The 23,837-nt window shown below is 56.3% G+C and carries 21 protein-coding genes; 9 read left to right on the top strand and 12 right to left on the bottom strand.

Going from position 1 to position 23,837, the window contains the following annotated elements; translation table 11 throughout:
- Positions 1-3: 3 nt before the first annotated feature.
- From mnmH to Q3Y66_RS16075, 4 genes are all read right to left on the bottom strand, one after another.
- A complete protein-coding gene (gene mnmH / locus Q3Y66_RS16060) occupies positions 4-1,092 on the bottom strand; it encodes a tRNA 2-selenouridine(34) synthase MnmH (protein ID WP_008957634.1) in 1,089 nt (362 codons plus the stop codon).
- Positions 1,089-2,126: a selenide, water dikinase SelD gene (gene selD, locus Q3Y66_RS16065; protein WP_008957635.1), complete on the bottom strand. Its 1,038-nt coding sequence runs from the start codon at positions 2,124-2,126 to the stop codon at positions 1,089-1,091. Before selD ends, mnmH begins: the two co-directional genes overlap by 4 nt.
- 56 nt (positions 2,127-2,182) lie before the next feature.
- Positions 2,183-3,553, bottom strand: coding sequence for a DNA repair protein RadA (radA, locus tag Q3Y66_RS16070; protein WP_008957636.1), 1,371 nt, complete (start codon positions 3,551-3,553; stop codon positions 2,183-2,185).
- Positions 3,554-3,710: 157 nt separating this feature from the next.
- Positions 3,711-4,157: a copper resistance protein NlpE N-terminal domain-containing protein gene (locus Q3Y66_RS16075; RefSeq protein WP_008957637.1), complete on the bottom strand. Its 447-nt coding sequence runs from the start codon at positions 4,155-4,157 to the stop codon at positions 3,711-3,713.
- A gap of 168 nt (positions 4,158-4,325) precedes the next feature.
- Between Q3Y66_RS16075 and hisC the strand changes: the two genes are divergently transcribed.
- Entirely contained in the window at positions 4,326-5,387 is a 1,062-nt protein-coding gene (gene hisC, locus Q3Y66_RS16080; RefSeq protein ID WP_008957638.1) for a histidinol-phosphate transaminase, read from the top strand.
- Between the two features lie 281 nt (positions 5,388-5,668).
- Here the strand turns inward: hisC and Q3Y66_RS16085 are convergent, their stop codons facing one another.
- Positions 5,669-6,643, bottom strand: a complete 975-nt coding sequence (locus Q3Y66_RS16085; RefSeq protein WP_008957639.1) for a malate dehydrogenase — start codon at positions 6,641-6,643, stop codon at positions 5,669-5,671.
- A 242-nt stretch (positions 6,644-6,885) separates the two neighbouring features.
- Here Q3Y66_RS16085 and Q3Y66_RS16090 point away from each other — a divergent pair, with 242 nt between their 5' ends.
- Both Q3Y66_RS16090 and Q3Y66_RS16095 read left to right on the top strand, forming a co-directional pair.
- A complete protein-coding gene (locus tag Q3Y66_RS16090) occupies positions 6,886-8,007 on the top strand; it encodes an efflux RND transporter periplasmic adaptor subunit (protein ID WP_008957640.1) in 1,122 nt (373 codons plus the stop codon).
- A complete protein-coding gene (locus Q3Y66_RS16095; protein ID WP_008957641.1) occupies positions 7,991-11,071 on the top strand; it encodes an efflux RND transporter permease subunit in 3,081 nt (1,026 codons plus the stop codon). Before Q3Y66_RS16090 ends, Q3Y66_RS16095 begins: the two co-directional genes overlap by 17 nt.
- A 28-nt stretch (positions 11,072-11,099) precedes the next feature.
- Here Q3Y66_RS16095 and Q3Y66_RS16100 read toward each other — a convergent pair whose 3' ends face one another.
- A complete protein-coding gene (locus Q3Y66_RS16100; protein ID WP_008957642.1) occupies positions 11,100-11,588 on the bottom strand; it encodes an Rsd/AlgQ family anti-sigma factor in 489 nt (162 codons plus the stop codon).
- A 455-nt stretch (positions 11,589-12,043) separates the two neighbouring features.
- Between Q3Y66_RS16100 and Q3Y66_RS16105 the strand changes: the two genes are divergently transcribed.
- The 5 genes from Q3Y66_RS16105 to Q3Y66_RS16125 all read left to right on the top strand — a co-directional run bounded on the left by Q3Y66_RS16105 (position 12,044) and on the right by Q3Y66_RS16125 (position 16,621).
- Positions 12,044-13,186, top strand: a complete 1,143-nt coding sequence (locus tag Q3Y66_RS16105; protein WP_008957643.1) for an ABC transporter substrate-binding protein — start codon at positions 12,044-12,046, stop codon at positions 13,184-13,186.
- Between the two features lie 63 nt (positions 13,187-13,249).
- On the top strand, positions 13,250-14,170 hold the full coding sequence (locus Q3Y66_RS16110; protein WP_008957644.1) for a branched-chain amino acid ABC transporter permease: 921 nt from the start codon (positions 13,250-13,252) through the stop codon (positions 14,168-14,170).
- Positions 14,163-15,203, top strand: coding sequence for a branched-chain amino acid ABC transporter permease (locus Q3Y66_RS16115; protein WP_008957645.1), 1,041 nt, complete (start codon positions 14,163-14,165; stop codon positions 15,201-15,203). Before Q3Y66_RS16110 ends, Q3Y66_RS16115 begins: the two co-directional genes overlap by 8 nt.
- On the top strand, positions 15,196-15,948 hold the full coding sequence (locus Q3Y66_RS16120) for an ABC transporter ATP-binding protein (RefSeq protein ID WP_008957646.1): 753 nt from the start codon (positions 15,196-15,198) through the stop codon (positions 15,946-15,948). Before Q3Y66_RS16115 ends, Q3Y66_RS16120 begins: the two co-directional genes overlap by 8 nt.
- Positions 15,941-16,621: an ABC transporter ATP-binding protein gene (locus Q3Y66_RS16125; RefSeq protein WP_008957647.1), complete on the top strand. Its 681-nt coding sequence runs from the start codon at positions 15,941-15,943 to the stop codon at positions 16,619-16,621. The genes Q3Y66_RS16120 and Q3Y66_RS16125 overlap by 8 nt, the downstream gene beginning before the upstream one ends.
- Here Q3Y66_RS16125 and Q3Y66_RS16130 read toward each other — a convergent pair.
- The 5 genes from Q3Y66_RS16130 to Q3Y66_RS16150 form a co-directional block, all read right to left on the bottom strand.
- Positions 16,618-17,481, bottom strand: coding sequence for an alpha/beta hydrolase (locus Q3Y66_RS16130; protein ID WP_008957648.1), 864 nt, complete (start codon positions 17,479-17,481; stop codon positions 16,618-16,620). The genes Q3Y66_RS16125 and Q3Y66_RS16130 overlap by 4 nt on opposite strands.
- Positions 17,482-17,508: 27 nt before the next feature.
- Positions 17,509-18,009, bottom strand: a complete 501-nt coding sequence (locus tag Q3Y66_RS16135) for a disulfide bond formation protein B (protein ID WP_008957649.1) — start codon at positions 18,007-18,009, stop codon at positions 17,509-17,511.
- Positions 18,006-19,649, bottom strand: coding sequence for a glutamate--cysteine ligase (gene gshA / locus Q3Y66_RS16140; protein ID WP_008957650.1), 1,644 nt, complete (start codon positions 19,647-19,649; stop codon positions 18,006-18,008). Before gshA ends, Q3Y66_RS16135 begins: the two co-directional genes overlap by 4 nt.
- 163 nt (positions 19,650-19,812) lie before the next feature.
- Positions 19,813-22,182: a Tex family protein gene (locus Q3Y66_RS16145; RefSeq protein ID WP_008957651.1), complete on the bottom strand. Its 2,370-nt coding sequence runs from the start codon at positions 22,180-22,182 to the stop codon at positions 19,813-19,815.
- Positions 22,183-22,262: 80 nt separating this feature from the next.
- Positions 22,263-22,514 (bottom strand): DUF1127 domain-containing protein, encoded by a 252-nt coding sequence (locus tag Q3Y66_RS16150; RefSeq protein ID WP_008957652.1) that lies wholly within the window; start codon positions 22,512-22,514, stop codon positions 22,263-22,265.
- Between the two features lie 121 nt (positions 22,515-22,635).
- Here Q3Y66_RS16150 and Q3Y66_RS16155 point away from each other — a divergent pair, with 121 nt between their 5' ends.
- Positions 22,636-23,496 (top strand): LysR substrate-binding domain-containing protein, encoded by an 861-nt coding sequence (locus Q3Y66_RS16155; protein WP_008957653.1) that lies wholly within the window; start codon positions 22,636-22,638, stop codon positions 23,494-23,496.
- A gap of 127 nt (positions 23,497-23,623) precedes the next feature.
- Here the strand turns inward: Q3Y66_RS16155 and Q3Y66_RS16160 are convergent, their stop codons facing one another.
- Positions 23,624-23,734 carry a peptide-methionine (R)-S-oxide reductase gene (locus Q3Y66_RS16160; RefSeq protein WP_238528496.1) on the bottom strand — a complete coding sequence of 37 codons (111 nt, stop codon included), beginning with the start codon at positions 23,732-23,734 and terminating at the stop codon, positions 23,624-23,626.
- Positions 23,735-23,837: the final 103 nt, after the last annotated feature.

The following is a 23,837-nucleotide window of genomic DNA, read 5'->3' on the forward strand; positions in this document are numbered from 1 at the left end:
CCATTATCTGTTCCACTGCCTGGCCACCGCCAGGCAGCTATCCCAATCACCGACATGTATTTCCGGCGGCGCCGTCTCACGCCGTTTTTCCAGGTGGTAGCGATAAAGCGGGTCGTAATACTCGGTAAGCAGTGGCGCGAGCCAAGCCTCATGGGCCTGGGGATTTCCGTGGACATGTTCGTTAAATGCCAGTGCCTGAAGCCGCTGTAAACGTTGCAGCCGTGCATTACCCAAACGCTTGCCCAGACGAATAAGCGCATTGCTCAGCTGTGCCTGCATTAGCTGCCAGCCTTGATAGGCACCGAAACGAGCAGCATAAGCCCGCTCTAAATCGATAATATAATCCTGTTGGATCTGAGCAAGGCGCCAACCCAGCGGCATTTCAATAAGTACACGGGGTGCTTGCTGCAATGCTCGCCAGAAGTTCAAGGGAATATTGGCACTGCCAATTTGGCGGGACTCGTCTTCGATAACCAGCCCTTCAGTTAAGCTGATTAATCGTTTGGCCAGCGCATGCTCAAAATTGATTTGGGTGGCGGGCTCTTCGGGCCTGCGGCCGAAGGCAGAGCCTTTATGGTGTGCATAGGCTTCCAGGTCGACGCCGTTATCGAGCTGATTAATCAGCGTGGTTTTTGCACACCCAGTCAGCCCTGCGACCACCAGCATCGGCTGCAGTGCGGCCGTCTCAATACGCTCACATAGCGCTTGGCGCATGGCTTTCCAACCACCCTCCAAGCGAGGTCTTGAGATGCCAGCATCTTCTAACCACTGCTGAGCAATTTGTGAGCGCAGCCCACCGCGAAAGCAGTAAATCAATGCATCTGGATGCTCGGCTAAATACGTCTGCCACGCTGCAATTCGAGCTTGCTTGACCTCACCGCTGACCAAGCGTTCGCCTAGCTCAATTGCCGCGGCTTGGCCCTGCTGTTTATAGGCTATCCCCACCTGACGGCGCTCATCGTCAATCATTAACGGCAGATTGACGGCACCAGGCAGTGCGCCCTGAGCAAACTCGACCGGGGCACGTACGTCTATTAGCGGCCGCTCTTCTTTGATTAGGCTTAATGCCGCAGGTCGGGTGGCTAACGTCACCCGACCATCTCAATAGAGGCGTTACCTTGGCGCGCTTTCATGACACCGAATGACTGTAACGACAGGCCGAACTCGCGGCCAATGCGCTCAACGTCATCCTCCCAGGCAGGATCGACACTAATGAGCAATCCGCCAGAGGTTTGTGGATCACACAGCCACTGCCAGTGAGCCTCATCCATGGCGGGCAAGCTTTCACCCAGCGCATCACGGTTGCGTAGCGTACCGCCAGGTACTGCGCCTTGGCGGCGGTAAGACTCGGCCTCGGCTAAGCGCGGCAGCTTACGAAAATCAATCTGGGCCATCACATTACTGGCCTGACACATTTCAGCAAGGTGGCCAGCCAGCCCGAAACCGGTCACATCGGTCATGGCATTTACCCCCTTCACATCGGCAAGCTTTACGCCAATGCTGTTGGACTTGAGCATGGTTTCACGGGCAAGGCCATGGTGGCCCATTTCCAGCAAGCCACGCTTTTCGGCGGTGGTTAACATACCGATACCCAGCGGCTTGGTTAAGAACAGCAAATCACCAGGTTTGGCGGTGCTATTAAGCTTGAGCTTGTCTAGATCGACCAAGCCGTTAACGGCGAGCCCGAAAATTGGCTCGGGAGCATCAATGGAATGACCGCCTGCTAAGGCAACGCCTAACTCACGACACACCGCCTGCGCTCCGGCCATCACATCACCGGCCACTTCAGCGCTAAGCTTATCCAATGGCCAGCCTAGAATGCCTAACGCCATTACCGGCGTACCGCCCATGGCGTAAACATCGCTGATCGCATTGGTCGCCGCGATACGCCCAAAATCAAAGGGATCATCAACAATCGGCATGAAGAAATCCGTGGTGGCGATCATGCCGCGGCCATCGCCCAGATCATACACGGCAGCATCTTCGCGTCCTTGATTGCCGACAATAAGCTGCTTATGACCCGCAGCTGGCCCCGCTTTGGCTAGAATCCCATCCAGCACGTCCGGGGCAATTTTGCAGCCGCAGCCGGCGCCGTGGCTATATTGGGTCAAGCGAATCGAACTCATCGTGTCTCTCCTTGGCACTTAGGGGATATCATCAGTTTAACGCAGTATGGCACATGCTACAGTGCTTCCAGCGCATCGCTGAGCTTATCCACGGCGATCACTTCCATGCCTTTTGGCGCCTGCTTGGGTGCATTGGCCCGCGGCACGATGGCACGCAGAAAACCGTGCTTGGCCGCCTCGGCAATACGCTCTTGGCCACTAGGCACCGGGCGTATCTCGCCGGAAAGCCCAACTTCACCGAATACCACTAACTCTTTGGGCAACGCGCGGTTTTGCAGGCTAGATACTACTGCCAGCAGTACTGCCAAATCGGCGCTGGTTTCAAGCACTTTGACACCACCGACAACGTTCAGGAATACGTCTTGGTCACCGGTAAACAGACCACCGTGGCGGTTGAGCACTGCCAACAGCATGGCCAGGCGATTTTGATCAACGCCGACAGCTACCCGTCGGGGATTGCCAAGCGCAGACTCATCTACCAGTGCCTGCACCTCGACCAGAATTGGCCGCGTTCCCTCCCAAACCACCATTACCAAGCTGCCGGGCGCTTGCACTTCTTGGCGGGAGAGAAAAATCGCGCTGGGGTTTTTGACTTCTTTAAGGCCCTGCTCAAGCATCGCGAAGACACCCAGCTCGTTAACGGCACCAAAGCGGTTTTTCTGACCACGTAGGGTGCGAAAGCGTGAGTCTGCGCCGCCTTCTAATAACAGCGAGGCATCGATCATATGCTCAAGGACTTTAGGGCCCGCCAGCGAACCATCTTTAGTCACGTGTCCCACTAATAACAGAACGGTATTGGTCTTCTTGGCAAAGCGCGTTAACGCGGCGGCTGACTCGCGCACCTGAGCAACGCCACCAGGCGCAGAGCTAATGTCTTCCAGATGCATGGTTTGGATCGAGTCGATTACCAGAATTTCCGGCTTTTCACGCTCAGATACCGCCAGAATGGTTTCCACACTGGTCTCGGCCAGCATTTTCAAACCGTTGGTGGGCAGTTGCAGGCGGTGGGCACGCATGGCTACTTGAGAGAGCGACTCCTCCCCCGTCACATAGAGTATGCGTCGCTGCTGGGCTAGCTTACAGGCCGTTTGTAGCAGTAGCGTCGATTTACCTGCGCCTGGATTCCCGCCCAACAGAACCGCCGAACCGGGTACCAGCCCGCCGCCTAACACGCGGTCAAACTCAGCGAACGTGGAGCTCATGCGAGGAACCTCGCTGAGATCAACATTGCCAAGATCGATCACTTCTCGCGAGAGATCACCTGTGTAGCCTGAGCGCCCAGAGGCTGCTCCGCCACCAGGGCGTGCACTCTCTAAACGCACCTCGCTTAGGGTGTTCCACTCTTGGCAACTACTGCACTGCCCTTGCCATTTGCGATATTCAGCACCGCACTCAGTGCATACAAAGGCGCTTTTAGCTTTGGCCACTGCCATTACACTCCTACTGTTGCTATCGCTATTTGACAACATTCACTACGTTGCCACCTGCATTAACAGCCACTGGCCATTGCCACTCGCGTCAGGCCTTGCCTCGACAAACACAAAAGGCGGCCAGTGGCCGCCTTTGATACTGCTGACTAGCGCGTTATTGGCGCTTTAGCTGCAACATTTCACCATTTTCAAAACGACGACGTTCTGGGTCAATCAATTCCAGCGTGCTTTCATCAATACGCATGAAGTAATAGATTTGGCCATCGCCATCTGGCGTCAGCTCGTAAACGGTGGCGTCTGGGTCAGACGGCGTACCGGTCAGCACTTCCCAGTTACCCGCATAATTTTCATCGGGAGGGGTTTGGGGATGGTTCCGGTAGGTAGCGTTCAGTGTGAAAGTGCGCTCTTCCATCGCGCTCATCTCTTCACCCATCATCGTGACATCCAGATCGATACCATCGCAGTTGCGGCAAGGTAGCGAGCCCTGGTAATTAGCCTGTGCGGTCGCTGCTTCCTCTTGCTGCTGTTCCATCGGACCGCTTGCACAGCCAGCTAATAGTGCCAACATAGCCGAACCGGCTAGCAAACTCTTAAGTTGCATAGAGTGTCTCCTTCATCTCGTGTTGGACATCACATTCATTTACGCGCACTTGTGACAGCATAACCGCTTCAAGGTGCAACGCACACCCCTAGCGCGATGCGAATGCTTGCGCTGAGTTGGCCTTCAAGCGACCATGGCATACCTTGCTAGGATAATCAGGTTACCCTCATGAGCCAATACTGGAGTCCGGCCGTTCGCGAACTTACGCCTTACGTGCCCGGTGAGCAGCCACGCGAGAAGCTTGTTAAACTCAATACCAATGAAAACCCTTACCCACCTGCTCCAGGCGTCGGTAAGGCACTGCGCGATTATGCAACAGACCATCTGCGCCTCTACCCTGACCCTACCTCTAAAGCACTGCGTGAAGCGCTGGCGGAGACATTTAAGGTAGCCAGCAGCCAAGTGTTTGTCGGAAACGGTTCCGATGAAGTGTTGGCGTTCGCATTTCAGGCCTTCTTTTGCCATCAGGCGCCGCTTGACGTGCCTGCCATTACCTATAGCTTTTACCCTGTTTACGCCAATCTTTATGGCGTTGAGCTGCGTAAGCATCCGCTCAATAAGCAGTGGGAAGTCGATATTGATGCGCTGGCGGCGGCTACTAACCGCAGCGGCGTTATTTTCGCTAATCCAAACGCCCCTACCGGACACGCTCACTCGCTCGCGACGATAGAGGCACTGCTTAAGCGCGTCACAGATCGCGTAGTGCTGGTGGACGAGGCGTATGTCGATTTCGGTGCAGAGAGTGCTGTAACGCTGATTGATCGCTACCCTAACCTGCTTGTCACCGGTACGTTTTCTAAGTCCCGCAGTTTGGCAGGCTTGCGGCTGGGTTATGCGGTGGGCTCTGAGGAATTGATTGATGGCTTACTGCGGGTAAAAGACTCTTTCAACTCTTACCCAGTGGATAGTCTGGCAAGCTTAGTAGGCATCGCCGCTCTGAAAGATGTCGAGCATTTCGAAGCCTGCCGCGAGCATGTCATTACCACGCGTGAGCGTACCCATCAGCGCCTTGAAGCGCTAGGCTTTGAGGTATTGCCCTCGAAGGCTAACTTCGTGCTTGCCCAACACCCTGATTATGCAGGTGCTCAGCTATTTATGGACCTACGTGAGCGAGGTATCCTGGTGCGCCATTTTAATACATCAGACCTCAACAACTTCCTACGCATCACCATCGGCACCGATGATGAGATGGATAGCTTGATTGAAGCACTAGAAACAATCTTGGACTAGAGCAGAACCAACCCGTAGCAGGGGTCATTCGCCATGGCCGAAAAAGGCTCCATGCTATTCCGCATTCATATGGCGATCCGATGGCGAATATAGCGACCATAACCGGGTTTGCAGCGTCCCCGCCAAAGGTTGTTCTGACCTGATAATTTACTTTGTTGAAGACTTGAGCGCCATTTTTTGTCGGCTGCTTTTTTTCCACCCAACAACCCGGCCCTGCAAGCTATGCTTGCAGGGCCGGGTTGCGTTTATTGCCACTTATATTACAGCGTCAGCAGGCGCGTTTAGCCGAGCAGGTGCTCGACGGCTGCACGCTCTTCGCGCAGTTCTTTCTCGGTGGCTTTCATCTTCTCTTGGCTGAATTCGTCAATTTCGAAGCCTTGAACGATTTCATACTTGCCACCCTGGCAACGCACTGGGTAGGAGTAGATGATGCCTTCTTCGATGCCGTAGCTGCCGTCAGACGGAATCGCCATGCTGACGATGCCTTTGGAACCCAGCGCCCAGTCGTGCATATGGTCGATGGCTGAAGAAGCAGCAGAAGCGGCTGAAGAGGCGCCACGTGCTTTGATGATTGCCGCGCCGCGCTGTTGCACAGTGGGGATGAAGTCGTTTTCGTACCAGTCGCGCTCAACCAGATCGAACGCTGCTTTGCCGTCGACTTTGCACTGGGCCAGATCCGGATACTGGGTAGCACTGTGGTTGCCCCAGATGATCATGTTTTCAACGTCAGTGACGTGCTTGCCGGTTTTCTGTGCCAGCTGGGTCAGGGCGCGGTTGTGGTCCAAACGCGTCATCGCGGTGAACTGGCCTGCGTCCAGGTCCGGCGCGTTGCAGGAAGCAATCAGCGCGTTGGTGTTAGCCGGGTTACCCACGACCAGCACTTTCACATCACGGCTAGCGTGATCGTTCAATGCTTTACCTTGTACGGAGAAGATCGCGGCGTTGGCTTCCAGCAGGTCTTTACGCTCCATGCCTGGGCCACGCGGACGTGCACCTACCAGCAGAGCGAAGTCAGCGTCTTTGAACGCGACGTTCGGGTCATCGGTTGCGACGATGTCTTGAACCAACGGGAAAGCACAGTCGTTAACTTCCATTACCACGCCGTTCAGGGCGTCCATTGCCTGGGGAATTTCGAGCAGCTGGAGAATGACTGGCTGATCCGGCCCCAACATGTCGCCTGCGGCGATGCGGAAAATAAGTGAGTAGCTGATCTGACCGGCGCCGCCGGTAATCGCAATACGTACTGGATCTTTCATCATTGCTCCTTGATAGATTCGCCTAGGGTTGGTTCTCGCCTGAGGAGTGGCTCAACAGAACTCAAGACGCGAAGATGGTATGCCCAGCCGGGGAAAAACTCAATCAGACAAGAGACTACTACCCATTTACCATACTTGCCATTCACTCAGCGGCTTGCTACTCGCTGAAAAGGTTGAGTTGCGCTATGGTATCTTCCATTTTATGCCCACCTTTCTTGTTTTGCTAAGGACATGGACGCTCCATGCGAAAAATCCCGTTCTCTTATGCATTGGCTAGCTTACTGGTGCTGGCGCTGGTGATATGGCTCGCCTTTGGTAATTTCCAGCGCTTCCAAACCAGTACACCGGAAGCCTCTGCCCGCAACGACACGGGGCCACGGGTCGAAATTGCGGTGCAGCAGAGTACGCCGTTTATTCCCCAACAGATTATCCAAGGCCAGTTGACCGCTGAACGCGAAACCACCCTGCGAGCCAACGTCGCAGGCTTTGTGGCCGAAAAGCCGGTTGCCCAGGGCAGCCGCGTTGAGGCGGGCGATACGCTACTGATCCTGGATAACGACGCCCTGCCGGAACAACTGCAGCAGGCCCGGGACGAGCTAGCGGTGGCTGAGGCGGAGTATGCCGGGGCACGCAACCTGCGCCAGCGGGAGCTGATTTCGCAGCCCGAGCTTTTGCGCCTGCAGAGTTCTCTCAGTGCCAGCGCCGCCTCGGTGGCCCAACTGCAGAAGCAACTGGATGACAGCCGCCCCACTGCGCCTTTTGATGGTGTGATCGATCGCGTGCAGGTAGAGGTAGGCGACCTGTTACAGCCCGGAGAAGAGTGGGCCCAGTTGGTGGACGACCGCCGCTTGAAGGGTGCCGCCTGGGTATCCCAGCAGCAAGTAGGCGATTTAAGCGAGGGGCTGCCGGTCACCGCACGATTACTCAATGGCGACCACCTTGAAGGCGAGCTGACCTTTATCAGCCACCGCGCCGAAGAGGCCACGCGCACTTTTTACATCGAAGCTACGCTGGATAACCCGGCGGGTAAACGTCTTGCCGGTGGTAGTGCGGAACTGACGATTACGCTGCCACCCCGCCAGGTGCACACTCTGTCGCCTGCCCTGCTCAGCTTGAACAGTGAGGGCCAACTGGCCGTCAAGCACCTGGATGAGGACGATCAGGTACAGCAGACCGCTGTCGAACTGGTGAGCGCCGATATACAGCGCGCCTATGTGACCGGCCTACCCGATCCGCTACGCCTGATTACGCTAGGCGCTGGCATGGTGGATACCGGCGAAACGGTGACACCGGTGCCTGCTGAAGACGCCATTATTTCGCAACCGCAAGCCGGGCAGGATAGCGTTCATGCGCCAGTTAATTAATGCGGCGCTAGCCCACTCCCGTACGACGTTACTGCTGCTGGTAAGCCTGCTCTTGGCAGGCACCACTGCCTGGCAGATGATTCCCAAGGAAGCCAACCCCGACGTCACCATTCCAATGATTTACGTTTCGCTGTCGTTGGAGGGTGTGAGCCCCGAGGATGGCGAGCGGCTGCTGATCCGCCCCATGGAGCAGGAACTGCGCGGCATTGAGGGACTGCGCAAGTTTACCGCCCAGTCCAGCGAAGGCCATGGTTCGATTACGCTGGAGTTCGACCCTGGCTTTGACCCCGATACCGCGCTAACCGACGTGCGTGATCGCGTGGATATTGCCCGTAGTGAGCTGCCTGACGAGGCCGATGAGCCGCGGGTCATGGAAGTCAACGTGTCGGAATTTCCGGTGTTGACTATCGGCCTCTCCGGGCAACTGGATACCCGCGAACGCATGACGATTGCACGGCGCCTGCAGGAAGAGATCGAAGGCATCGCCGATGTACTGGAAGTGGACATAGCCGGTGAGCGGGAAGACCTGCTGGAAATCGTCGTTGATCCGCTGGTACTGGAGAGTTATGGGGTCGATTTTGATGCGCTGTTTAATCAGGTATCGCGCAATAACCGCCTAGTGGCGGCAGGCAGTTTGGATACCGGCGCGGGACGTTTGGCATTAAAAGTCCCCGGTATTATTGAATCCCTTGACGATGTCATGAATATGCCAGTCAAGGTGGATGAGGATCGCGTCGTCACCTTTGGTGATGTGGCGTGGATCAACCCTACCTACAAAGACCCCGCGGGCTTTGCCCGTATTGATGATCAGCCTGCGGTGGTACTGGAAGTTTCCAAACGTGCCGGGGCCAATATCATCGCCACCATTGGCGCGGTGCGAGAGCGCCTGGCGGAAGCCGATGATTTATTGCCTGAGCAGCTTCGCTTCACCACTATTCTGGATGAGTCGACCACCGTTGAAAATATGCTCTCCGAGCTGCTCAACAACGTACTCACCGCCGTGGTACTGGTACTGATTGTGGTGGTCGCGGTGATGGGCTGGCGCATGGCACTGTTGGTAGGCCTGACTATTCCCGGCGCCTTCTTGACCGGCATCCTGCTGGTGTGGGCATTTGGGTTTACGCTCAATATCGTGGTGCTGTTTGCGCTGATTTTAGTGGCTGGTATGTTGGTCGACGGTGCGATTGTGGTGAGTGAACTTGCCGACCGCTATCTCCACGATGGTCAAACGCCCCATCAAGCGTGGCTCAATGCTGCCTCGCGAATGAGTTGGCCGGTGATTGCCTCGACGGCCACTACGCTGGCGGTGTTTATTCCCCTGCTGTTCTGGCCCGGCGTAGTGGGGCAGTTTATGAAGTACCTGCCCGCCACAGTGATTCTATGCCTGCTGGCATCGCTGGCCATGGCGCTGGTGTTCTTGCCTACCTTAGGGCGCTTGTTTACCCGCACCGACACGAAACAATCAACGGCTAACAATGAAGAGGCCACAACGTCCTTCGGGCGCGGCTATCGCCACCTGCTGACCAGGCTGCTTAAGCACCCGGCCTGGGTGCTGCTGGTCACCGTGCTATTGATGGTGTTGCTGTATACCGGCTATGCGCGTTTCAACCACGGTGTCGACTTTTTCCCCAGCGTAGAGCCTGATAGCGCCCAGGTATTGGTACGCGCCCGGGGTGATTTCTCCGCCGTGGAGACCGATGCCATTGTCCAGCGGGTAGAGGCGAAGCTTTCCGGCATGAGCGAAGTGAGAGCGCTCTATGCACGCTCGTTTGCAGTGCCTAACGAGCAAATGGGCAGTGATGTGGTTGGTATGCTGCAGTTCCAGTTTATCGACTGGCATGAGCGGCGCCCTGCCCAGGCGATTCTGGACGATATGGCCGAGCGCGCCCGGGATATTCCCGGCATTACGCTGGAGTTCCAGGAGCAGGAAATGGGCCCTGGCGGCGGTAAACCCATCGTACTGGAGGTGAGCGCCACGAATCCTAACGTCGCTGATGCAGGCGTTAACCAGTTAGCCCAGTTAATGCGCGAACTGGGCGGTTTTACCGACATTCAGGATAACCGCAGCCTACCCGGCGTGGAGTGGCAGGTGAATGTGGACCGCGAATCCGCGGCGCGCATGGGCACCGATGTCACGACCATTGGTAGCGCGGTGCAACTGCTGACCACGGGCCTGCAGGTGGCGAGCTATCGCCCGCCCGAAGTCAGCGATGAAGTGGATATCCGCGTGCGCCTGCCGCAAAACTGGCGCTCGCTGGATCAATTGGAGCGCTTGACCATCAATACCCAGCGGGGTCAGGTGCCTATCTCGCACTTTGTGACCCTTGAACCGGCACCAAAGGTGGGCACCCTTAACCGTATCGACGGTCGCCGGGCGATTACCATCGATGCGGATCTCGCTCCCGGTTATCTTGCCGATGAGCGCCTGCGGGCGCTGCTAGAGGCGGGTCGCGATAGCCTGCCTGACGGCTTAATGGTCAATGTGGCAGGCGAGCAGGAGGATCAGCAGGAGTCGATGCAGTTCCTGGCCAGCGCGTTCATGATTGCTATTGGCCTGATGGCGCTGATTCTGGTCACTCAGTTCAACAGCTTCTATCAGGCGGGGTTGGTGCTCTCGGCAATTGTCTTCTCCACCGCGGGGGTGCTGATGGGCCTGCTGATTACCGGCCAGGCTTTCGGCATTGTCATGGTGGGGATGGGCGTGATTGCCCTGGCGGGCATCGTGGTGAATAACAACATCGTGTTGATCGACACCTACAACGAGCTGCGCGGCCAAGGTATGACGCCCGGCGAGGCCGCGCTGGAAGCGGGTTGCTTACGCCTTCGTCCGGTGCTGTTAACGGCGATTACCACGGTGTTAGGTCTGATGCCGATGGTGCTGGGGATCAATGTCGATCTGTTTACCCCTGCCCTCGGCTTTAATGCGCCCTCCGCCCAGTGGTGGACGCAAATGTCGAGCGCCATCGCCGGTGGCCTCACCTTCGGCACCGCGCTAACACTGCTGCTTACCCCCTGCATGCTGGTGATTGGGGGTAAGTTGCGGCGCGAGAGGATTGCGAGCTAAAGCTGCGCTCCCCGGCAAAATGAGAATATTAAGCGGGGGCTTTGGCGTGCTCGGGGCTATGCGCGGCGTGTAAGCGTGCGATCAGCTGGTCTTCCAGCGCGAAGCGTTCGGTAAGGCCACGCGCTAGACGGTCGATCCAGGCAGGCAAACGGGCAATATTTTGCTCGCAGCTAAGGGTAGAGCCGAAATCGGTATCAAACTCCAGAACCATCTCGGTTGACATTTCCAGACGCTCGAGCAGCTTCTCTGCGATAACCAGCGCAGCATCATCGCCAAAGGCTTGCGCCTCTTCCGACAGCTGAGGATAGATTTCGAAGTGCCCAGCGCTGATGTAATCCATCAGTAGCTCACTGAAGGTATCAATAGGTGCTTTGCTCACCGCTTCCAGTTCAGCGTCACACGCCTCTTTCAGCTCAATGAAGCTGACTAACAACTGTCGACGCTGATCCAGCCAGCGGTCGATCAGGGTATGTACGCCTCCCCAGCGCTCCAGGGCATTTTTGCAATCTTCGAGCATGGGGTTTCTCCTTAAACTCACCGATTTAACTAACATTAGCCGGTCTAAATAACGAATAGGCTTAGAGTCGCGCCTCCACCTACCTCTGTCAATCCCAGCGGGTGCGGTTTCCTTGGTACGAAAGGTTCATTAATAATAACCCTTTCTTCTATGCCTAATAACTAGCGTTTTCATGCTAATCGTCATGACTTAACCCTGACTGAAATGATGCTCTCACTTTAGCGCCAGCATTGCGAGCAAAGGGTTATGCAAAGAATGCCGAGCAGATATTTACCGGGCCGTCGCTTATGACGACACCGCTCACTCGATAGGCTATAACATGGCCTGTTCTAAATGAGCAGCAACCAAATGGTCGATACGTTTGTTGTTCTAAACTGTTGTTCTAAACGATGGGTTTCAGCAAGATAATGTTCGTTAAAAATGCGGCAAGGGTTAATTAAAACAAGGAACTCACTATGAAAATGATATCCCGCTTTGGCCTTGGCTTACTGCTCTCATCCAGCTTGGTAACAGCTCATGCCGATGACGTCAAGATCGGCATGATCACCACCCTTTCAGGCGGCGGTTCGCACCTGGGCGTGGACGTTCGCGACGGTTTCATGCTGGCGCTTGAGCAGTCTGGCCGCGACGATGTGGAAGTACTGATTCAGGATGATGCTAGACGCCCTGACTTGGCGCGCAGTTTGTCTAATGAATTTATACAGCGTGATGATGTTGATATTCTGACCGGCATCATCTGGTCCAACCTGGCGATGGCGGTGGTGCCCTCCGTTACCCGTCAGGGCACCTTCTACCTTTCTCCCAATGCCGGCCCTTCCGATCTGGCTGGTCGCATGTGCCACGAAAACTACTTTAACGTGGCGTACCAAAACGACAACCTGCACGGCGCCATGGGTGCCTACATGCGCGAAGAGGGTTATGAGCGCCCGATCATCATGGCGCCCAACTACCCGGCGGGTACTGATGCGTTAGCGGGCTTCAAGCACCTGTATGAAGGTGAGGTCGTTGGCGAGCTTTACACCCAAATGGGCCAGACCGACTACGCCGCTGAAATTGCCCAGATTCGCGATAGTGATGCCGACAGCCTGTTCTTCTTCCTGCCCGGCGGTATGGGCATCTCGTTCATGAAGCAGTGGGAGAGCTCCGGTGTCGATATGCCGATCTTTGGCGCCGCCTTCTCGTTTGATGAAGTTCTTATCAAAGCAGTAGGCAGTGCGGCGATTGGTGCACGTAATACCTCGCTATGGGCCTACGATCTTGAAAATGACGCCAGCGCACGCTTTGTAGAGGGTTTCCAGGCAGCCTATGACCGCATGCCAACGCTTTACGCGGCACAGGGTTACGACACCGCCAACCTGATTCTGAGTGCGCTGGAAACTGCCCACCCTGATGACAAAGATGCCTTCCGCGAAGCGCTGCGGGCCGCCGACTTTGACAGCGTGCGCGGTGAGTTCCGCTTTGGCCCCAACCAGCACCCTATCCAGGATATTTACGTGCGTGAAGTCGTTGAAGGTGACGATGGGGAGCCCACCAATCGCCTGATCGGTGTCGCCATCGAAGATATCCAGGACGTCTATTACGAACAGTGCGAAATGTAAGCTCGCCTCGGCTGGGTGCGTGCATCCAGCCACTTCTCTTCACCTTCGTCAAGGTTAACCAACGTGTCCGTTACCCTGCTAATCGAGCAACTGCTTAACGGCGTTCAGCTAGGCACGATGCTATTTTTGATGGCCAGCGGCCTCACCCTGGTGTTCGGGGTGATGGGGCTGATCAATCTTGCCCACGGCTCTTTTTATATGGTGGGTGCCTACGCCACGGCGGCGGTCACTGCCTCGACAGGCTCTTTTCTGATCGGTCTGGCAGCGGGTATGACGGCCGCGGCCCTGGTCGGCGCACTGGTCGAGCTGCTGGTCATACGCCGTCTTTATCACCGCCCGCACCTTGACCAGGTGTTGGCGACCTTTGCACTGATACTGATTTTTTCCGAAGGCACTCGCTGGATTTTCGGGTCGTCGCCGATGCTGCTTAGCCCGCCTTCCTGGCTAACCGGGTTTGTCACCCTGCCCGGCGATACTCGCTATCCCATCTATCGGCTAATGCTGATTGGCGTGGGTATTGTTATTTCGATAGCCCTTTACTTTTTGATCTCTAAAACACGCTTAGGCATGCGTATTCGGGCCGGAGAAAGCGACCGCGAAATGATTGGCGCGCTGGGAGTCAACATTGCCAAGCTGTATACCGTGGTGTTTGCCCTGGGGGCTGCGCTGGCAGGCCTGGCCGGGGCGCTGGTGGGGGCGTTGCAGTCCGTGCAGGTCGGCATGGGCGAGCCGGTGCTGATCCTGGCCTTCGTGGTCATCGTGATCGGCGGGATCGGTTCAATCAAGGGCGCGCTATTCGGTGCGCTGCTGGTGGGGGTTGTCGATACGCTGGGACGGGTCTACCTACCGCTCTTTTTCCAAACATTCATGCCGCCTTCCGAAGCCACTGGGGTCGGTTCATCACTGGCTGCGATGCTGATCTATATCCTCATGGCCGTCATCCTCGCGTTCAAGCCCAAGGGACTGTTTGTTGCCAATGACTAATACCACTTCCCTTTCCAAGAACGCTGCGCCAGCCACCGACGCGGATAGCCACTTCGACCGCAAAGGCCTGGTCCAGATGATTCTGCTCGGCCTGCTGTTGCTGTTGCCTGTGGCCGCCTATTTTCTGGGCCACATCTATTACGTCAATCTGGCCTCGCGGATCACTATCATTGCCATGGCAGCCGTCGGGCTCAATCTGGCGATTGGCTATGGCGGCATGGTGAGCTTCGGTCATGCAGCCTATTTTGGCCTGGGTGGCTATGTGGCAGGCATCAGCGCCTACCATGCCTTCGACTTGACGCCCTTCATGAGCTGGCCCTTCAGCGTGCCGGGCAGCGATAGCCTGTTGGTGGTATGGCTGGCCGCTGTGGTTCTATGCGCCCTGCTAGCACTGGCGATCGGTGCCATTTCGCTGCGCACCACCGGGGTCTACTTCATCATGATCACGCTCGCCTTTGCGCAGATGATCTACTACTTTGCCAACTCCTGGCCCACCTACGGCGGCCAGGATGGGCTGCCTATCTATATCCGCAATACGCTGCCCCTGGTCGACAGCAGTGATGCGTTGACCTATTTCCTGATCTGCTTCACCGGGCTAGTGCTGGCGATGGCGCTGACTTCGCGGCTGATGAAATCCCGCTTTGGCGCCGCGCTGACCATGGCACGGCTGAATGACGTACGACTGGCAACGGCGGGGGTCAGCCCGTATCCCATTCGTCTGGTAGCTTTTGTTATCTCTGCGGCGATTACCGGGCTTGCTGGAGCGCTTTACGCGGACCTGAACGGGTTCGTCAGCCCGTCGATGCTCAGTTGGCACTTCTCCGGCGAGCTAATGGTCATCGTCATTCTGGGGGGTGTGGGGCGCCTTTATGGCCCGCTGGCCGGGGCGGTGCTGTTTGTGATGATGGAAACCTTCCTGGGTGGCATTACCGAGTACTGGCAGCTTTTCCTGGGGTTGGTGCTGCTTGGCGTTGTGCTATTTGCTAAGCACGGTGTCATGGGTTGGCTAGCAGGGAGTGAGCGCAATGAGTGAGATTGTCCTTTCACTGCAAAAGCTGCACAAGCGTTTTGGCGCGTTACAGGCGACCAACGATGTCTCGCTGGATCTTAGGCCAGGTGAAATCCATGCCCTGATTGGCCCCAACGGCGCGGGTAAATCGACGCTGATCGGGCAGATTGCCGGTAGCCTGCGCCCCGACGCGGGGCGCGTCTATCTGGCTGACACCGACATCACCACTATGAGCATAGCCGAGCGCGCACGTCTTGGGCTGGGACGGAGCTTTCAGGTGTCATCGCTGGCTGAGCCGCTTTCAGTGATGCGCAATGTGATGATGGGCGTACAAGCGCTACAGAGTCACAGTTTTCGGTTCTGGAAACCCGTCGCCAGGGATCAACAGCTGCTAAAGCCAGCTTATGAGGCGCTGGAACGGATGCAGCTCAGCCACCGCGCCTGGACACCGGTATTCGAGCTTTCCCACGGCGAGCGTCGCCAGGTGGAAGTCGCCTGCGCTCTGGCACTTAAGCCTCGCGCCCTGCTGCTGGATGAGCCCATGGCGGGCCTGGGCCCAGAGGGTTCAGCAAAGCTAACCGAGCTGCTCGAGGCACTGAAGCTGGAAGTGCCCATTCTTCTGATCGAACACGATATGGAAGCGGTCTTTCGTTTGGCTGACCGTATTTCGGTGCTGGTCTCTGGCAGCGTCATCGCCCATGGCGACAGCCAGACAATTAAGCAGGACCCGCGCGTTCGGGAAGCTTACCTGGGAGATTCTGATGCTTAAAGTTGCTGATATTGAGACGTTTTATGGCCCTTCCCAGGCGCTATTCGGCGTGACGTTCGAGGTCGCGGCCGGTGAAATGGTTGCCTTGATGGGCCGCAATGGCATGGGCAAGACCACCACTATCCGCTCGATCTTTGGGCTGACCCCAGCTAGCCGCGGCACAATTGTGTTCGAGTCGCAGAACATACGTCGTCTGCCCGCTTACCGCATCGCCAAGGCGGGGCTTGGCTTGGTGCCGGAGGGTCGTCGCTGCTTTCCTAACCTATCGGTACGCGAAAACCTGCTGGTCACGGCCCGCCCGGGCGAGTGGACGCTGGAGAAAGTGGAAACATTATTTCCGCGCCTGGAAGAGCGCCGCGTACAAATGGCCAAAACGCTCTCTGGCGGCGAACAGCAGATGCTGGCCATTGGCCGTGCGCTAATGACTAACCCGCGCTTGCTGGTGCTGGATGAAGCCACCGAAGGATTGGCACCAGTGATTCGCCAGGAGATCTGGCGGGCGATTCGCCTGCTCAAGGAGCAGGGGCAGGCCACGCTGCTGGTGGATAAGTCGCTGAGTGAGATTCTACCCATCGCTGATCGCTGCACCATTCTGGAAAAAGGCTGCACGGTGTGGGACGGCAAGCCAGCCGCGCTGGACAGCGCTATTCGCGACCGTTACCTGGGCGTTTAGGCGTGAAATGCTTTAATCCACTCAACAAAGCAGCCATCGTTGAGATAGTGCTCAAGAATCGAGAAGTGATCTACGTCGGGAAGTAGCTGCTGGGTAACGGTTTGGCCTTGCTGGCTCAAATGCTCAGCGTAGCTACTCATCTGCCTTTCAAACTCTTCAGACTCCCCCGCTCCAGCCACCAGCTTTATAGGCGCAGGCACCCGGCACGGCAGCCATAATGGGCTGAACTCCTGCACATCCCGCCCGCTGAGTTGAAGCTTGGGCTGCAGCCATGACCATGGAAAGGGCCGCAAGTCGTATAACCCGCTGATACAGAGGGCGCCGCGAATCAGTTGGTTCGGTAAACCATACGAACCCTCCCAATCCGTCGACATCAGCATGGCGCATAGATGCCCGCCCGCCGAGTGTCCCGAAATACTCAGCTGTTCCTGATCGACGCCTAACTCAGTAGCATGCTTGTAGAGGTAGGCAATCGCTGCTTGGCTCTGCCGTACCAGTTCGCTAAAGCGTACCTGCGGACAGAGCGCGTAGTTGACCACCGCGACGGTGATACCGGCGTTCACCAGATCATCGACAATAAAGCTGAATTCACGATGGCTCAGTGAGCGCCAGTAGCCGCCGTGAAAGAAGACATGCACCGGGGCTTTTGGATGCTCGTCATGAGGTGCATCGGCATGAAAGAGATCCATGCGCTCAGCAAGCGTTGGGCTATAAGGCAGATCGAGCGTTGTGCGGTTGTTAACTCTTGATGCTTCACTGCGCTCACGCCAATCCTTTACCAACACCGCCGGGGCACGACCCATCATCGGGTCGTAGGCGCGATCGATCTCTTCTTGAGTCGCAAAATGTTGATAAAGCATGTACATCTCCTTATCGCTGACGCCCTACTAACCCCGGCTTTTCATCAACAGCATACGCAGCGGGGCGATTGCCAGAATGGCAAATCCGATCAGCGTCCAGGCGGGTAGCGAGAGGCCTAACAGCGAGAAATCGATATTGGCGCACTCGCCCGAGCCCGTTAACACCATGGCCACGACATCCTGCATGGGGAGGATGTCCATCATGTAATCAAGCCCGGGACCACAGGAAGGCACTTCATCGGCGGGCAAGCCTTGCAGCCAGACGTGACGCCCGGCGATAAAGGCACCGGTGCCTACGGCAGCCAGCGCCAGCACTGCGTAAATTACTTTACCGACCCGCCCGGCCGGGCTGTGGATGGCAGCAATGGCAAACACAATGCCCGCCGCGATGACCGCGACACGCTGGAAGATGCATAGCGGGCAAGGCTCAAAGCCACCGATATGCTCCAGGCCAAGCGCCACCGCCATCATTAGAACGCAGAAGGCCAAACCGGCCAGGGCAACCGAACGATATGTATGCAGGATCATTGATGAGCCTCAGATGGCAACGCGGACAAGGCTCGGGACTCGCGCGCCTTGGCGAAATAGGCCTCTAGAAACGCTTCAAAGGTTTCCTTATCAGCGGCTTCAATATCGCGCTGCTGCTGATGCGAGGTTTCAATCAGTTGAGCAAGTAGCGCTTCACGGCTGCGCTGCATAGGTTCTGCTTTCAGCTGTTCCGCCTGTTCCTGGGCTAGGCTAAGCATTAAATCACTTAGCGAGCCGCCGTTCGCTTTGAGACGTTCGAGCACCTGTGCTGATGGCGTTAACGAAGGGTCCGCTAGGCGTGGAGCGAGATCTGCCAGTGCGTCAGCATGAGGACTTCCCTCTTCGACGGCATCTAACAGGCGGGCGACTTCACCCATCTCGGCGAATATTTGTTCGCCCCACTCACGCACCGACGTCGTTTCACCATGATTAAACAGCTTAAGCTCAGGGTCGCGGCCGCGCTCGACTACCCAGCGACGATTGTCGTCTAAGCGGTCACACTCTTCATCGGAGATCCAGGGGCTGTCGCTGAGCAGGCACCACATCAAGAAGGTGTCCACAAAGCGCATCTGGTTTTCGGTCACACCGAGAGGATCAAAAGGATTTAGATCCAAACAGCGAACTTCGATGTACTCCACGCCACGGGCTTCAAGGGCCTGGCTAGGGGTTTCGTTGTGCTTGGCAACACGCTTGGGGCGAATATCGCTGTAGTACTCGTTTTCGATTTGCAGAATATTGGCGTTTAGCTGCCGCCATTCGCCATCGACGTTAACGCCCATCTTTTCATAGTCCGGCCATGGCGATGAAATGGCATGACGCAGGGTGTTGACGTAGTTAGATAGCGAGTTAAAACAGATTTTAAGCTGCGACTGCACCTTGTTTTGATAGCCCAGATCGGACATACGTAGCGTCGTCGCGTAGGGCGCAAAATAGGTGTCGTCGCTGAGTGACTGCAGCTTTTCAGGCACTTTTTTGTCGTCAGGCAAAAAGCTCTTATCGATGGCGGGTGAAGCGCCGAAAAGATACAGCAACAGCCAGCTATGGCGGCGGAAGTGACGGATCATGCCAAAATAGCGGGTGGAGCGGTAATCGTTAAGCGGGATGTTGGTGGCTTTTTCCATCTCGCGCAGGGCGTGCCACATATCATCCGGCAACGATACGTTGTAGTGAACGCCCGCAATCGCCTGCATGATGCGGCCATAGCGCATGTCCAGCCCCTTGCGGTAAACATGCTTCATGGTGCCGACATTGGAGCAGCCGTAGTCGGCAATCGGCACGCTATCATTACCTGAGAGCCGTGATGGCATGCTACCGGGCCAGATCCATTCATTCTGCAGGTGGTGATAAGTAAAGGTATGCAGGTCAGACAGAAACGACAGCGCTTCACTCGGCTGGGAGTAGACCGGGGTGATGTACTCCAGCAGCGACTCTGAATAGTCGGTGGTGATATGCGGATGCGTCAATTTAGAGCCTAACGCGTGGGGGTGCGGCGTTTGGGCAATGTGCCCATTGGCATCGACCCGCAGCCCCTCTTTTTCAAGCCCACGACGCAGGCGGCCCAACCGACCAAGGCGCGCGCTGGGGATTAGGCGTTCAACTTGCGCGGTCAGCGCGGATGGCACAGTGAGTGGTTCAGGCAAGGTGAACACTCCTTGTCAGTAAAGCCCGCTGTGAGCGGACCTTGGTGTAGTCAGGTGGCATCGCCATCATCGCTGTCTCAAAATAGAAAACAGGATATGGCGGCAACCGTGTTTTTTTCAAGATATGGCTTTTTTCAAGGTACAGCTATTTTAAGGCGCGCGACTATTTGCCGCCGCGTGCTTTTAGCAACGCAGCACCGAGCGCGCCCATGGGCGCTTCCGCTTCAGCAGGCTTAGCCCTATGACGCTGGCCGCGAGACGATTTACGGTTTGCATTATGCTGATCCGTAGGCGAGCCATTGTTTTTGTTAGCACCGCCCCTCGTATCGTTTTCGGCCTCTGGCTGGTCATCCAGACGCATGGATAGCCCAACCCGCTTGCGGGGAATATCAATGCTCATGACTTTAACCGTCACAATATCCCCCGCCTTGACCACACTGCGTGGGTCGTCGATAAAGCGGTCCGACAGTGCTGAGATATGCACCAAGCCATCCTGATGGACACCGATATCCACAAAAGCACCAAAGTGTGTCACGTTGGTGACCGTACCTTCGAGCACCATCGAGGGTTTAAGATCGTTAAGTGTTTCGACCCCTTCGCGGAACTCGGCCGCCTTAAATTCCGGGCGCGGATCGCGACCAGGCTTATCCAGCTCTTTCAAGATATCGCTCACCGTGGGCACACCAAAGCGCTCATCGGCAAAGTCGGCAGGCTTTAACGCTTTTAGCGCAGCACTGTCGCCGATCAAACCGCGAACTTCCCGACCGTTCTGCTTGGCGATCCGCTCTACCAGGGGGTAGGCTTCAGGGTGAACGGCGCTGCCATCCAGGGGATTGTCAGCGTTATTTATGCGCAAGAAACCGGCGCACTGTTCAAAGGTTTTCGCGCCTAGTCGGCTTACTTCTAACAGCTCTTTACGGCTCTTGAAGGCACCCTTTACGTTGCGCTGGGCAACAATATTTTCCGCCAGCGCAGCACTTAATCCCGCCACCCGTGAAAGCAGTGCACTGGAGGCGGTGTTCAGATCGACGCCGACGGCGTTTACACAGTCTTCAATCACGACTTCCAGACTACGCGATAGCTGTACCTGGGAAACATCGTGCTGATACTGGCCCACGCCGATGGATTTGGGCTCGATTTTAACCAGCTCGGCAAGCGGGTCTTGGAGACGACGGCCGATGGAGACAGCGCCACGAACGGTCACGTCGAGGTCCGGCATTTCTCGTGAAGCGTATTCGGACGCAGAGTAAACCGACGCCCCCGCCTCCGAGACCATCACTTTGCTTAACCGATACTCAGGCGCCAGCGCTTTAAGCAACTCCCCCGCCAGCTTATCGGTTTCGCGGCTGGCGGTACCATTACCCACGGCAATGAGTTGCACGCCATGCTGTTGCGCTAATTTAGCGAGCACGCTGAGAGACTCGTCCCAGCGGTTTTGTGGCGCGTGGGGGTAGATGGTGGTGTGGTCGACAAACTGCCCGGTGGCATCGATCACCGCGACCTTACAGCCGGTGCGCTGGCCGGGGTCGATGGCAAGCGTCACTTTCTGCCCCGCCGGTGCGGCTAGCAGCAGGTCTTTTAGATTTGCCGCGAACACTTCAATAGCGGTGAGCTCTGCCTGTTCACGTAAGCGACCCAATAGCTCGGTTTCAAGCGCAGTGTAGAGCTTCACACGCCAGGTCCAACGTACGACTTCGGCTAACCATTTATCCGCCGCACGGCCCTGGTCGCTAATACCAAACTGCTTGGCAATCGCTAACTGGGCAGGATGAATAGGGGCGTCGTCTTCGCCGGGTAGACGAATCGACAGACTCAATACGCCTTCGTTGCGGGCACGGAACATTGCCAAAGCGCGGTGAGAAGGCGCTTTGGCGAGCTTTTCGTCGTGCTCGAAGTAGTCGGAGAACTTAGCGCCTTCCTGCTGCTTGCCTTCCAGCACGCGGGCGCTGAGTTCGCCCTCTTGCCAAAGCCGTTCACGCAGTTGGCCGATCAGTTCGGGGTCTTCGGCGAAGCGCTCCATCAGAATCTGCTTGGCGCCATCCAGCGCGGCCTTGGCATCTTCAATGGCGGGGATATCGCCCTCTGCTGGACGCAGATACTTCTCAGCTTCGCTTTCCGGGTTAAGCGTTGGATCGGCATGCAGCGCATCCGCCAGTGGCTCAAGCCCGGCTTCGCGCGCAATCTGAGCTTTGGTGCGACGCTTTTTCTTGAACGGTAGGTATAAATCTTCCAGTCGCTGCTTTGTTTCAGCAGCGTCAATACTCGCTTTCAGCGGGCCGTCCAGCTTGCCCTGCTCATCGATGGCGACAAGCACCGCGGCACGACGCTCTTCAAGCTCACGCAGATAGCGCAAGCGTTCATCTAATTGGCGCAGTTGAATATCGTCCAGCGCGCCGGTGATTTCTTTACGGTAACGAGCAATAAACGGCACCGTGGCGCCACCATCGAGCAACTCCACCGTGGCGGATACTTGCTCGGGACGTACGCCTAGCTCAGTCGCTAGGCGGGAAATAATACGCTGATTGACATCCATAAATTACAACTAACTCATGCAGCATTTTTAAGTGCCAACAAGGTATCACAATCCCGCCGTGGCTGGCATGACTTGCGACATCAGCGGCGCCACCCGCGGTCATCCCAGAACGGGCGGCGTGACTCGCGCTGCACGTCATCGCGGCTGAGGCCAATATCTTTCAACATATCGTCGCTCAAATGGCGCAAGCTATCCCGCTCGCGACGCAATTGGCGCCAGCGATAGAACTTTTCTCCCCAGGTAATTCTGGATTGTTCCTGTTTAATTGACTGGCATTGTTCATTCTGTAAAGGACACTGACTGTGCTGTAAACAGGCTATCGAGCGCTCCATTTCAACCTCCCTTCGCCGTCAACAACGGCGTAGTGAATAAGTGTTGAAGGAAGTATTGAACAGTGCCTAAAATCAATCCAACGAATACTTCTTATACCCAACATCAAAAAGATTGATAACCATGGCGACACTACCCACCATCGATCATGAGCTGCTGCGTACCTTTGTGGCGATAGTCGACCAGGGCGGATTTACCCGCGCCGCTCAGACGGTAAACCGCACTCAATCCGCCGTCAGCATGCAAATCAAGCGACTGGAAGAGGATGTTATTCAGCGCCCGCTGTTTCTACGCCAAAGCAAGCCGCTGCAGTTGACCAGTGAAGGCCATACGTTGCTTGGCTACGCGCGGCGCATTCTTGATCTGCATAGCGAAGCACTCAATGTGCTGCGCGAACCTGACATGGTGGGCCGTGTGCGACTGGGCGTGCCGGATGACTACGTGATGCGCTTTCTGCCCGGTATCTTGAAGTCTTTTTCCCAGGCGTGGCCGATGATTGATGTCGATGTGCACTGCGCGCCTTCATCGGTGCTATTACAGCAACAAGATGAACGGCTCGATCTAAGCATCGTTACCCGCGAGGTGGGAGATGAAATTGGCACTCTGTTACGGCGTGAATCAACCGTATGGGTGTCCGCGGCAAGCCACAGTACTCATTTGCTTTCGCCGCTGCCGCTTGCCATGTTTGAAGCACCCTGCTTCTGCCGTCGCCACGCCTGCAATGCGCTCGACCGTGCAGGAACGGGTTACCGGGTGGCTTACAGCAGCCCAAGCTTGGCCACGCTACAAGCCGTGGTGAGCGCCGGACTAGCCGTTTCAGCGTGGATGAATAGCTTGGTCACCCCCGACATGCAGGTACTGGGCGAAAAAGAAGGCTTTCCTCCCCTGCCAGAGGCGTCCATTGTCCTACTGCGTACCTCTTCCACCCAATCGCCGATCATCGATAGCCTGGCCGAGCATATTGTTGAGGGGTTTAGGGTATAAGCTGTGTCGACTTAAGAAACATTAAGGGGAGGCACAAACCTGAGCGTAACTACATTGTTATACCAATGTAGTTCTGTAGACTCGGCTCATATTAAAACATATAACATTATAGTCCTGCGCATCGGACTTAATGGTATTCAGCCCACGGCCAAATCAGTTTAAAATCCAGCTCGGTCAGCATATGTCCTTTTACATGCTCGAAAAAACTTGGCCAACCCGTGCCAGAGAGGTTTTTCATCTCGCTAGTAAATCGCAATAGGTTACAGCCTGCAAAGCGATGATTGCTATTTCAAGCTCTTTATCTAAAGAGCTTGAAAAGCGGGCTTAGCTTCATAGTCGCG

The sequence above is a fragment of the Halomonas sp. HAL1 genome (assembly GCF_030544485.1).
Classification (GTDB): domain Bacteria; phylum Pseudomonadota; class Gammaproteobacteria; order Pseudomonadales; family Halomonadaceae; genus Vreelandella; species Vreelandella arctica.

Bases quoted from the DNA above. Each gene is read 5' to 3' on its own strand.
- selD (WP_008957635.1), bottom strand. From the start codon at position 2,126: ATGAGTTCGATTCGCTTGACCCAATATAGCCACGGCGCCGGCTGCGGC.
- Q3Y66_RS16075 (WP_008957637.1), bottom strand. From the start codon at position 4,157: ATGCAACTTAAGAGTTTGCTAGCCGGTTCGGCTATGTTGGCACTATTA.
- hisC (WP_008957638.1), top strand. From the start codon at position 4,326: ATGAGCCAATACTGGAGTCCGGCCGTTCGCGAACTTACGCCTTACGTG.
- Q3Y66_RS16085 (WP_008957639.1), bottom strand. From the start codon at position 6,643: ATGAAAGATCCAGTACGTATTGCGATTACCGGCGGCGCCGGTCAGATC.
- Q3Y66_RS16090 (WP_008957640.1), top strand. From the start codon at position 6,886: ATGCGAAAAATCCCGTTCTCTTATGCATTGGCTAGCTTACTGGTGCTG.
- Q3Y66_RS16095 (WP_008957641.1), top strand. From the start codon at position 7,991: ATGCGCCAGTTAATTAATGCGGCGCTAGCCCACTCCCGTACGACGTTA.
- Q3Y66_RS16100 (WP_008957642.1), bottom strand. From the start codon at position 11,588: ATGCTCGAAGATTGCAAAAATGCCCTGGAGCGCTGGGGAGGCGTACAT.
- Q3Y66_RS16105 (WP_008957643.1), top strand. From the start codon at position 12,044: ATGAAAATGATATCCCGCTTTGGCCTTGGCTTACTGCTCTCATCCAGC.
- Q3Y66_RS16115 (WP_008957645.1), top strand. From the start codon at position 14,163: ATGACTAATACCACTTCCCTTTCCAAGAACGCTGCGCCAGCCACCGAC.
- Q3Y66_RS16120 (WP_008957646.1), top strand. From the start codon at position 15,196: ATGAGTGAGATTGTCCTTTCACTGCAAAAGCTGCACAAGCGTTTTGGC.
- Q3Y66_RS16125 (WP_008957647.1), top strand. From the start codon at position 15,941: ATGCTTAAAGTTGCTGATATTGAGACGTTTTATGGCCCTTCCCAGGCG.
- Q3Y66_RS16130 (WP_008957648.1), bottom strand. From the start codon at position 17,481: ATGCTTTATCAACATTTTGCGACTCAAGAAGAGATCGATCGCGCCTAC.
- Q3Y66_RS16135 (WP_008957649.1), bottom strand. From the start codon at position 18,009: ATGATCCTGCATACATATCGTTCGGTTGCCCTGGCCGGTTTGGCCTTC.
- Q3Y66_RS16145 (WP_008957651.1), bottom strand. From the start codon at position 22,182: ATGGATGTCAATCAGCGTATTATTTCCCGCCTAGCGACTGAGCTAGGC.
- Q3Y66_RS16150 (WP_008957652.1), bottom strand. From the start codon at position 22,514: ATGGAGCGCTCGATAGCCTGTTTACAGCACAGTCAGTGTCCTTTACAG.
- Q3Y66_RS16155 (WP_008957653.1), top strand. From the start codon at position 22,636: ATGGCGACACTACCCACCATCGATCATGAGCTGCTGCGTACCTTTGTG.
- Q3Y66_RS16160 (WP_238528496.1), bottom strand. From the start codon at position 23,734: ATGAAAAACCTCTCTGGCACGGGTTGGCCAAGTTTTTTCGAGCATGTA.